The organism is bacterium, assembly GCA_027622355.1.
Lineage (GTDB): Bacteria > UBA8248 > UBA8248 > UBA8248 > UBA8248 > JAQBZT01.
The window spans coordinates 1-8,912 of the sequence record JAQBZT010000106.1; the positions used below are offsets into that span (position 1 = coordinate 1).

The 8,912-nt window shown below is 63.2% G+C and carries 10 protein-coding genes; 6 read left to right on the top strand and 4 right to left on the bottom strand.

Going from position 1 to position 8,912, the window contains the following annotated elements:
• The first annotated feature begins 111 nt into the window (after positions 1–111).
• Entirely contained in the window at positions 112–609 is a 498-nt protein-coding gene (locus O2807_07760) for a DUF1844 domain-containing protein (GenBank protein MDA1000396.1), read from the top strand.
• A 129-nt stretch (positions 610–738) separates the two neighbouring features.
• Positions 739–1,014: a DNA-directed RNA polymerase subunit omega gene (gene rpoZ, locus O2807_07765; GenBank protein ID MDA1000397.1), complete on the top strand. Its 276-nt coding sequence runs from the start codon at positions 739–741 to the stop codon at positions 1,012–1,014.
• 15 nt (positions 1,015–1,029) lie between these two features.
• Here the strand turns inward: rpoZ and O2807_07770 are convergent, their stop codons facing one another.
• Entirely contained in the window at positions 1,030–2,172 is a 1,143-nt protein-coding gene (locus O2807_07770; protein ID MDA1000398.1) for a pyridoxal phosphate-dependent aminotransferase, read from the bottom strand.
• A gap of 222 nt (positions 2,173–2,394) precedes the next feature.
• Here O2807_07770 and O2807_07775 point away from each other — a divergent pair, with 222 nt between their 5' ends.
• Positions 2,395–2,688, top strand: a complete 294-nt coding sequence (locus tag O2807_07775; protein ID MDA1000399.1) for an integration host factor subunit alpha — start codon at positions 2,395–2,397, stop codon at positions 2,686–2,688.
• Positions 2,689–2,757: 69 nt separating this feature from the next.
• On the opposite strand, the gene queA is transcribed toward O2807_07775, so the two are convergent.
• The 3 genes from queA to O2807_07790 form a co-directional block, all read right to left on the bottom strand.
• Positions 2,758–3,798 carry a tRNA preQ1(34) S-adenosylmethionine ribosyltransferase-isomerase QueA gene (gene queA, locus O2807_07780; GenBank protein MDA1000400.1) on the bottom strand — a complete coding sequence of 347 codons (1,041 nt, stop codon included), beginning with the start codon at positions 3,796–3,798 and terminating at the stop codon, positions 2,758–2,760.
• 32 nt (positions 3,799–3,830) lie between these two features.
• Complete coding sequence (locus O2807_07785) at positions 3,831–4,655, bottom strand: RNA methyltransferase (protein MDA1000401.1); 825 nt, start codon at positions 4,653–4,655, stop codon at positions 3,831–3,833.
• A 90-nt stretch (positions 4,656–4,745) separates the two neighbouring features.
• On the bottom strand, positions 4,746–5,978 hold the full coding sequence (locus tag O2807_07790; GenBank protein ID MDA1000402.1) for a glycosyltransferase family 9 protein: 1,233 nt from the start codon (positions 5,976–5,978) through the stop codon (positions 4,746–4,748).
• A gap of 295 nt (positions 5,979–6,273) precedes the next feature.
• On the opposite strand from O2807_07790, the gene O2807_07795 reads away from it, so the two are divergent.
• The 3 genes from O2807_07795 to O2807_07805 form a co-directional block, all read left to right on the top strand.
• Positions 6,274–6,735, top strand: a complete 462-nt coding sequence (locus O2807_07795) for an Rrf2 family transcriptional regulator (GenBank protein ID MDA1000403.1) — start codon at positions 6,274–6,276, stop codon at positions 6,733–6,735.
• A 255-nt stretch (positions 6,736–6,990) separates the two neighbouring features.
• Positions 6,991–7,665, top strand: a complete 675-nt coding sequence (coxB, locus tag O2807_07800; GenBank protein MDA1000404.1) for a cytochrome c oxidase subunit II — start codon at positions 6,991–6,993, stop codon at positions 7,663–7,665.
• Positions 7,666–7,720: 55 nt separating this feature from the next.
• Positions 7,721–8,912 (top strand): cbb3-type cytochrome c oxidase subunit I (locus O2807_07805; protein ID MDA1000405.1); only part of this gene is annotated, 1,192 nt, incomplete at its 3' end.

Consider the following 8,912-nt stretch of genomic DNA (forward strand, 5'->3'; position numbering starts at 1 on the left):
AGTCCTCGGCGGTTGCCCTGCAAGGGCTTTTTCCTGTATTTGTCCGCATTCTTCCTCAGGTGAAAATTCTTTGTGAGAGAATCGCGGGTTTTGGTAAAGGAGTATTGGCAAATGGCAAACGAATCTGAAGAGCATAGCGAGGGGCAGAGCTTCAAGGTCAGCGATCGGCGGTTTTCCATCAGGGGCTATGAAGACGAAGAGGTGGCCGGGGCTGATTCTGCACCAGAGTCCGTCGCCGCGCCGTCGCCCCCTCCTGCGCCGGAGCCCGCTGCGGCTGCCCGGGAAGAGGTGAAGGCGGACGCGCCGCCGCCCCAGGAGGCGGAGGCGGATGAGGCATCCGAGCAGGGGGCAGAAGCATCGGGCCGGGAGTTCGAGATGCTGATGGCCATTTTGCAGGGGAATGCGCTGGCGGCCATGGGGCTCAATCCCCAGTCGGGCGAGCGGCTGGGCGCGCCCGATCAGCGGGCGGCCCGCCTTTTCGTTGACATCGTCGAGATGGTCAAGAGGAAGATGGGGCCCAATCTCTCACCCGAGGAAGAGGGTCTGATTAACCATCTGCTTTCGGATCTGCAGATGCTCTACGTCCGGGAGGTGGGGATCGGCGGCTGAGCGGCGATTTTGGGGGCCCTTGTTGTTGTTTAAACGGGCCGGAACAGGTAGAGTTCCGCCGGGTGAGAATCCGGTGTAAAGAAAAACCCTTGTTTTCAGGGTATTTTTATCGAATGATGGGGAGACCGTATGGTTCAGCAGGCCTCGTATGATGAGATTTTCGAGCAGGCGCTCAACAAGGTGGAAAACCGATTTCTCCTCTCGGTGATCCTGGCCAAGCGGGTCCATCAGCTTCGCCGGGGGGCGGAGCCGCTGGTTCCGGCCCAGGATCTGGAGACGTACGAGGAGATTACCTTCCGGGAGATCATTGAGGGAAAACTCGAGTGGCGCTCGGCTCCTGATCAGCCGCACCCCGGAGACATGGTGCAGAATGTCGGAGAGGGCGACTTCGACGATATGGACTAGCCCCCGCCCGCCCGCTCACCGTCGGGCGAGGTGTGCCCCGATGCGGGCGATTCCCTCCGCAATGTTTTCGATCGAGTTGCAGTAGGAGATGCGGAGGAATCCCTCTCCGCGGGGGCCGAAGTCCGCGCCCGGCCCGACGGCGACGCCGGTGTTCTCCAGAATCTCCCGGGCCAGCTCGAGCGAGTCCGCCCCGAAGGCCCGGGCGTCCGCCAGGACGTAGAATGCCCCGTCGGGCTCGCGGTGAACGGCCAGCCCGATCTCCTTCAATCCCTTGATGGTGGCCTTCCGGCGCGTATCGTAGACGGCGCGCATCTTTTCGGCCTCGGGAATCGCATGCTTGAGGGCCGCGACACCTCCTTCCTGAACGAACGAATTGGGCGAGACGAAATAATTTTGCAGCAGAATCTCGATAGGGCGGACGTATGCTTCCGGGAGAATCAGGTAGCCCAGCCGCCAGCCGGTCATGGCGAAATATTTGGAAAACCCGTTGACGATGAACGCGGTATCGGAAAATTCGAGGGCAGAGTGATCGGGCGCGCCGTAGCTGAGGCCGTGGTATATCTCATCGGAGACGACCGGGACGCCGAGATTGCACAGGGCCGCGAGCCGCTCTCCCTCGAGGCGGAAGCCGGTCGGGTTGGAGGGAGAGTTGAGCAGAATCGCCCTTGTTTTCGGGGTGATTCGCTCCTGAACCGCTTCCACCTCCAGGGCGAAATTCTCCTCGGGTCCGGCCGGGACGAGCACCGGCCTTCCGCCGGCCGAGAGCACAAAGCTGGGATAGCAGGCGTAGTGCGGATCGGTGAGGAGCACCTCGTCTCCCTCTTCGAGCAGGACGGCGAACAGCGCGAGCATGGCGGCGCTCGAGCCGAGGGTCACCGCGACCCGAGATGCCCCGATGGAAAGACCGTAGCGCTCGTTGTAGAAGGCGGCGATGGCCTCGCGAAGCTGCAAGGTGCCGAGCGCGGTGGTGTAATGGGTTTTTCCGTTTTCCAGCGCCTCCTGCGCGGCGCGGACGATGGGCGCCGGGGTGTCGAAATCCGGCTCCCCCACCTCGAGGTGGATCACGCTCTTCCCCGCGGCTTCGAGCCGCTGGGCCCGCTCGAGGATGTCCATGACCAGAAAGGGCTGGATGTCCCGGATTCTTTTCGGCAGCTTCAGCGCCACGCAGGCTGTTTCCCCTGGATAATGGGCCGCAAGCACCGGAAATCATTGGTTGATTTGATTTTCCCCGGGTGCTAGACTTCCCGCATCTTTGACATGACCGTGCATGTCTGCTTTTACTTACGCGGTGTGAGCGCGCAACCCACATATGACCGTCCGCCTCGGGAATTGTAAAGAGGCGGCCTTTTCTTTTCTGAAAATTTCGTAGGGGAAAGGCCGTTGACCAAAATCGACATCATCAATCTGGTGGCAGAAGACACAGGACTCAGCAAGGTAAAAGCCGAAGAGGCGGTTGAGAGCATCATCGAAACCATCAAGGGGACTTTGGGCGAAGGGGAGTCGGTGATTCTGCGCCGGTTCGGTTCCTTCCAGGTCCGCTCGAAGAACGCCCGCGTCGGCCGCAACCCCAAGACGGGCCAGGAGGCGCCCATCAGCGCCCGCAAGGTGGTCCGATTCAAATCCGGGAAGCACTTCAAGGAGGCGGTCAACGGCGCCCCGGTCCGTTTCTACTAGACCCTTCCGGCGGTTCCTCGCAAAACACATTGAAAAAAGGCCTCTTCGGGGGCCTTTTTTTTCTTCCCTCTACACGAGCAGCATCGCGTCCCCGTAGCTGTAGAACCGGTACCCCTTCTCCCGGGCCAGCCCATAGGCGCCCAGGATGCGCTCTTTTCCCGCAAAGGCGGCCACCAGCATCAGCAGGGTCGAGCGGGGAAGGTGAAAATTCGTCAGCAGGCCGTCAATCACCCGGAAGTCGTGGCCCGGCCGGATAAAAAGCCGGCTCTCGGCGGGGCCCGCCGAAAGGAGGTTTTCTCCCCCCTCCGCCGCCATCGCGGCGCTCTCCAGCGCCCGGACGACGGTGGTTCCCACGGCGATGATTCGGCCTCCGCTCCGCCGCGCGCCCTCGATCACCTCCGCCGTCTCCGGCGGAATTTCATAACACTCGGCGTCCATTTTGTGATCCTCAATCTGTTCACTTTTTACAGGCCGGAACGTTCCGGGTCCCACATGCAGGGTGAGGGACGCCCACCTTATCCCGGCCGCCTCCAGCTTCTTCAAGAGATCGTGCGTGAGGTGGAGCCCCGCCGTCGGGGCGGCGATGGCGCCCGGGGATCTGGCGTAGACGGTCTGATAGCGCTTCGCGTCCAGCGGCTCGGGCCTGCGCTCGAGATAGGGCGGCAGGGGCACCTCTCCCGATGCGTCGAGCCACTCGAAAAGCGCCGCGTGCGATTGTCCCGGGAAGGAGATGGCGCGCTCCTCGCCCGGCGGCCCGAGAGTGCCTTCCATCCCGCCGGGGAAGAGAATGCGCTCGCCCGCCTTCAGGGGGCGGTTGGCCGATACCATGGCGATGAGGGTGCCGGACACATCCCCGGGCCGGAGAAACAGCGCCTCCACCTTTCCGCCGGTCGGCCTCTTCCCGAACATCCGCCAGGGTCTGACTTTCGTGTCGTTGACCACCAGGAGATCGCCCGCGCGGAGGTAGGCGCCCAGATCGCGGATGCGGGCGTGCGCCATTTCGCCGCCGCCGCGGGGGAGGACGAGCAGCCGGGCGTCCTCGCGGCGCGCGGCGGGGTAGCGGGCGATGGCCGATTTGGGAAGTTCGTAGTCGAATTCGCTCAGCTTCATGGGCGGAATCGCATCGCTCGGGGAGAGGGGGCTCAGGCGTCTGATTCGCGGCGCGGAGCGGATGAGACTTCCTCCTCGGCGGCCCCGGGAAGCGGCTGAAAGTCGCCCGAGGGCCGCGAGAGAATGTGGTTGATTTTCCACTGCATCTGCCGCAGCACCCCCCGCATCATCCGCACCTCCCGGCTGTCGGGTTCGCCGCGGTCCAGCAGCCGGCGGAAAGAGCGCACCACCCGGTGGGGGTCGTGGTGCGGTACGAAGCCGATCCACTCCATCGCCGCCCGGAAGTGCGCGAGGAGACCCTCGACCTCATCGCGCGGGGCGAGTTCCCGCTGGGTGGACTCCGCCTCCGAAGGGCGCTTTGCGAGGTAAAGCTCCCAGAGGGTGATCATGACCGCCTGGGAGAGATTGAAGGACTCCCCCTCGGGCTCGGCCGGGAGGACGAGATGTTCCTGGCAAAGGTTCAGTTCGCTGGTTTCGAGGCCCTTGTCCTCTGAGCCGAAGATGAGGGCGGTGCGGGTCTGGGCCGCCCGGCGGAGGAGGAGGGCCGCATCTTCGCGCACATCTGTCGTGGGCTTGCGCCTTCGCCCGAGCCGGCGCGAGGCGCCGATGAGCCGGCCGCAGTCGCGGGTGGCATCCGCCAGGGTGGCATGGTGCGTCGCCGCGTAAAGGATGTCCTTGGCCGACATGGCCATCGAGCGCGCCTCAATGCTCTTCGCGGTGCAGCGGGGGGCGACGAGGCGCAGATCGCTCAGGCCGAAATGCGCCATCGCCCGCGCAATGGCGCCCACGTTGCCCGCCCCCTTGGGGCGGACCAGAATGACGGCGAATTGTCCCTCGGAATCGAGGGGGGTGCGCATGTTCACGTTTCGGGCTCTCCCCGCGGGATGGGTCCGCCGCAGCGGAAACTCCGCCAGCGGTGGAAAGTTTTATACCGGCATTTCCGCTTCCTAGGAAGCCGGGTGGAGCGGTCTTTCCGCGGGCGGCCTCCGTTTTTCGAGAAAGCGCTCCACCGCTTCGGCGACCTGTTCGGGCGAGATCTCGTCCAAGCAGTAGTTGTGGCCCCGGTGGCAATGATCCCGCGTGAAGTAGAGCGGGCAGGGGCTGCATTCGAGGCGGCGGTAGAAAAAAACGGATTCGCTCCCGCGCGCCCCCGATATCTCGGGGGATGTGGGCCCGAAGATGGCGACGACGGGCACTCCCGCGGCGGCGGCCAGGTGCATCGGGCCGCTGTCGTTTCCCAGGAAGCAGTCCACCGCGCCCAGGATGCCCAGAAGGGTTTCGAGCGGGGCCGGGGGCCAGAGAAGAATCGGCTGGGTCCGGCAGGCGGCCCGGATTTTTTCGATGATCGCCAAATCGCCGGGCCCTCCGGCCAGCGCGGCGCGGGCGCCGCCCTCCTGGAGGCGGTCGATCACTTTCGAGAAATTCGATTCCTCCCATCGCTTCGGCGGCCATTTCGCCCCTGGGTGGACGAGGACCAGCGGGGCGCTTCCCGGGGTGAACCCTTTTTCCGCGAGGGCGGCGCCCGCGCGGGCCCGCGCGCTCTCGCCCGGGGCGAGCTTCCAGCCGGTCTCGAAGTTCGCCGCGCCCACGGCGCGGGCCATGGCGTTCAGCCGTTCGGAGATGTGGGAGGATTCCTCCACTTCCCACTCGTGGGTGTAGAAGTGTCCCAGCCCCTCGGCGGAGAAGAAGCCGAAGCGGTTGGTTTTGCGAAAGCCGAGGCGGACCGGGGCGCCGCTCAGCCAGACGGCGGCGCCCGAGTGAAAGAGGCCGGTGAAGTCGATCGCCAGCGAAAATCCTTCTGCCCGGATGGCCCGCATCTCCCGAAGCCACGCGCCGGCGTTTTTCAACAAAGACGCACCGCGCATGAGAAAGCCGCAGGGGAGCGCGCGGACCCGGTCCACGCCCGGGATGGCGCTCGCCAGGGGGGCGATGCCGCTTTGTACGAGCAGGTGGATTTCCGCTTCGGGGAACCTTAGGCGAAGCGCCCCGATGGCGGGTGTCGCCATCAGGAGATCGCCGATGGCGTCCAGCCGGATCAGCAGAATTTTTCCGATCACATCGAGGCGGCCCGCATCGGGCGGAACGCCGGTGAAGGGGGGCCGCGCGAGGAGGCCGGTCAGCCGGTGAAAAAGATAAGGCAGCGAGCGGAGTATTTGTCCTGCGATGCGGCGAAAAGCCATGGATTTTCTGCATCCTGTGTCGGGGCGGTTCTCTCTTGCCCGGTGCGTGTCCTCCTGCCGGGGCCGGCGGCGGCCGGCCGATTCTAGAGGGAGATTGTACACGCTTGAATGCAGGAGCGGACAGAAGCGGGTCCCGGCGGGTGCGCGCCCCGGAGATTCCAGCTTAAATAGGGAGTTTCGGCGGATTTTGTCCGAAATCAAAACAGGGGGACTTGACGGATACCGGACTGCTGGGAGAATACTATGTTGTAGAGGTTTTCATCTGCTTTTGGGCTCTCACTAAAGGGGGAGAAGTGTGCTTTATTCGCGGCCTTGTGAATATGCAATCCGGGCGCTCACCTATTTGGGGAGCATGCCCCAGGATGAGAAGATCCGGGTGCAGGAAATCGCCCAGTCCGAGGGTTTGCCCGCGCCGTTTCTGGCCAAGGTGCTCCAGCAATTGACGCGCGCGGGAATTCTCAACTCGGTCAAGGGGCCGCGCGGGGGATTCGGGTTTGCGCGGCCGCCGCAGGAGATCACGGTCTACGAAGTGGTGGCGGCCGTGGACGGCACCGAAGCTTTTGGCCGCTGCGCGGTGGGCTTGGCCGAGTGCTCGGATGAGGCGTCATGCCCGCTTCACGATACATGGAAGCCCCTCCGCCTTGAGATTCAGGAATACCTTGCGGGTTTGAAAATTTCCGATCTGACGGTCGCCTGGTTGCGCAAGAAGGAATTGATCGGTCAGGGGGGCGGCATCCGCGGGCTTTCGCTGGATTAAGGCTCTCGGGGGGAGCGGTTTTTTTTCCTTGAAATAAAAGATTAAAAATTCGTATAATCTTCTTTGTTCCGTTGGTCTTCACCACGGCCTTTTGCCGGAACCTTTGATGGTGATCCCTCCGTGAAATGAGAGGGGAGTGGTTCCGCCGGCGCCCGAGCCCGTAAAGCCATATCGCCTGCTCTTCGGCTTCCGTTTGCAGGATGCATCAGGTTGTTGGGGTGGAGTTCGAAGTTTTTTTCGTGAAGAGGGGATTTCATGCTTGCCTGGCTTCCCGAAAATATTTCCACCTTCGGCGGCGATCTCGACGGTATTTTTGCCCTGATTTACTACATCGTGGCGGTCTGGTTCGTGCTGACCCAGGCCCTGATCGTCATTTTCCTGATTCGCTACCGGCGGAAAGAAGGACAGAAGGCCGTCTACGCGCATGGCAACAACTGGTCGCAGGCCATGTGGCTTCTGATCCCGTGCGCGCTCGTCCTGACCCTCGATCTGTGGATCGACATTCGCGGCTCGGACGTCTGGGCCCGCGTGAAGCTCTCCCGGCCGAAGCCGGATGTCACGGTGAAATTGACCGGCAAGCAGTTCAACTGGATCGTCACTTATCCGGGGCCTGACGGAAAATTCGGTACGGCCGACGACAGGAAGCTCGATAACGATCTCCATGTTCCTGTGGGCAAGGTGGTCTATCTCATCCTCGAATCGGAGGATGTGATCCACAGCTTTTTCGTCCCCGTACTCCGTTTGAAGCAAGATGCCGTGCCCGGCCGCCAGATCCCGGCCTGGTTTCAGGCCACGAAAGCGGGCAAGTGGGAGATCCCCTGTGCGGAGCTGTGCGGTTTCGGCCATTCGGGGATGAAGGGTTCGCTGATCGTGCACTCGGCCGAGGACTACGGCGCATGGCTCAAGAAGCAATGGCCTTCTTCCGGATGAGGAAATTTCAGGGTTCGCGGCGCCGCACGGCGCGGGCGCCGAGAGGAGAGGAAGGATGACCGATACGCACGCCGCATCCGGAGAGGCCGGCCTCCACGAGGCGCCGCAGGGTTTCCTCCGGACCTATGTTTTTTCCACCGATCACAAGATGATCGGGAGGCAGTATCTGTTCATCTCCCTTTTCTGGATGGTGCTCGGCGCGTTTTACGCCTACCTGCTCCGCTGGCAGCTCGCCTATCCCGAAACGGATATTCCCATCTTCGGCCGGCCCATCGGGCCCGAAGAGTACAACGCCTTTCTCACGCTGCACGGCACGATCATGGTTTTCTTCGTGGCGATGCCGCTCCTTCTGGCGGCCTTCGGAAATTTCATCGTGCCGCTCATGATCGGCGCGCGGGACATGGCCTTTCCCCGGCTGAACATGATGTCGGTCTGGACGCTGACGGCCGCCTCAATCGTTCTTCTTCTCTCGCTGGTGGTGGAGAGCGGCCCGGCCGCCGCCGGGTGGACGGGCTATCCGCCCCTTTCCGCTGTGCCGGATTATACCGGCGTCGGATACGGGATGGACCTCTGGCTCCTCGCCCTGGCGCTGGAGTTCGCCTCCTTCCTGATGGGAGGGATCAACTTTCTGGTCACCCCGCTGAACATGCGCACGCGGGGCATGTCGCTCATGCGGATGCCCCTTTTCGTCTGGATGGTCATGACCGCCTCGGTCATCTTCCTCCTCTCGGTGGGCCCCATCATCGCCGGAGCGGTTTTCCTGCTCCTCGACCGGAACCTGGGAACGGCTTTCTTCCTGCCCTCGGGCGGGGGCGACCCCCTCCTGTGGCAGCACCTGTTCTGGTTCTTCGGACACCCCGAGGTGTACGTGATCCTCCTTCCTGCCCTCGGGATACTCATGGAGGTCACCGCCAACTCGGCGCGAAAGCCGATTTTCGGCTACAAGCCCATTCTCATTGCCGTTTTCATCGCGGGCTTTTTGAGCTTTATCGTTTGGGCGCACCACCAGTTCATCAGCGGCCTCGACCCGCGCCTGGCGACCCCCTTCAGCGTGACGACGATCCTGATCTCTGTGCCCTTCGCCCTTGTCGTGTTCGCGCTCATGGCCACCCTCTGGGGGGGCGCCATCCGCTTCACGACGGCGTTCTGGTATGCGGCCGGCGGGCTGTCGGTGTTTATCTTCGGCGGCCTGACCGGCATCTTCAACGGCTCGGCGCCCGTGGACATCTACATTCACGAAACCTATT

Bases quoted from the DNA above. Each gene is read 5' to 3' on its own strand.
- O2807_07760 (MDA1000396.1), top strand. From the start codon at position 112: ATGGCAAACGAATCTGAAGAGCATAGCGAGGGGCAGAGCTTCAAGGTC.
- rpoZ (MDA1000397.1), top strand. From the start codon at position 739: ATGGTTCAGCAGGCCTCGTATGATGAGATTTTCGAGCAGGCGCTCAAC.
- queA (MDA1000400.1), bottom strand. From the start codon at position 3,798: ATGAAGCTGAGCGAATTCGACTACGAACTTCCCAAATCGGCCATCGCC.
- O2807_07785 (MDA1000401.1), bottom strand. From the start codon at position 4,655: ATGCGCACCCCCCTCGATTCCGAGGGACAATTCGCCGTCATTCTGGTC.
- O2807_07790 (MDA1000402.1), bottom strand. From the start codon at position 5,978: ATGGCTTTTCGCCGCATCGCAGGACAAATACTCCGCTCGCTGCCTTAT.
- coxB (MDA1000404.1), top strand. From the start codon at position 6,991: ATGCTTGCCTGGCTTCCCGAAAATATTTCCACCTTCGGCGGCGATCTC.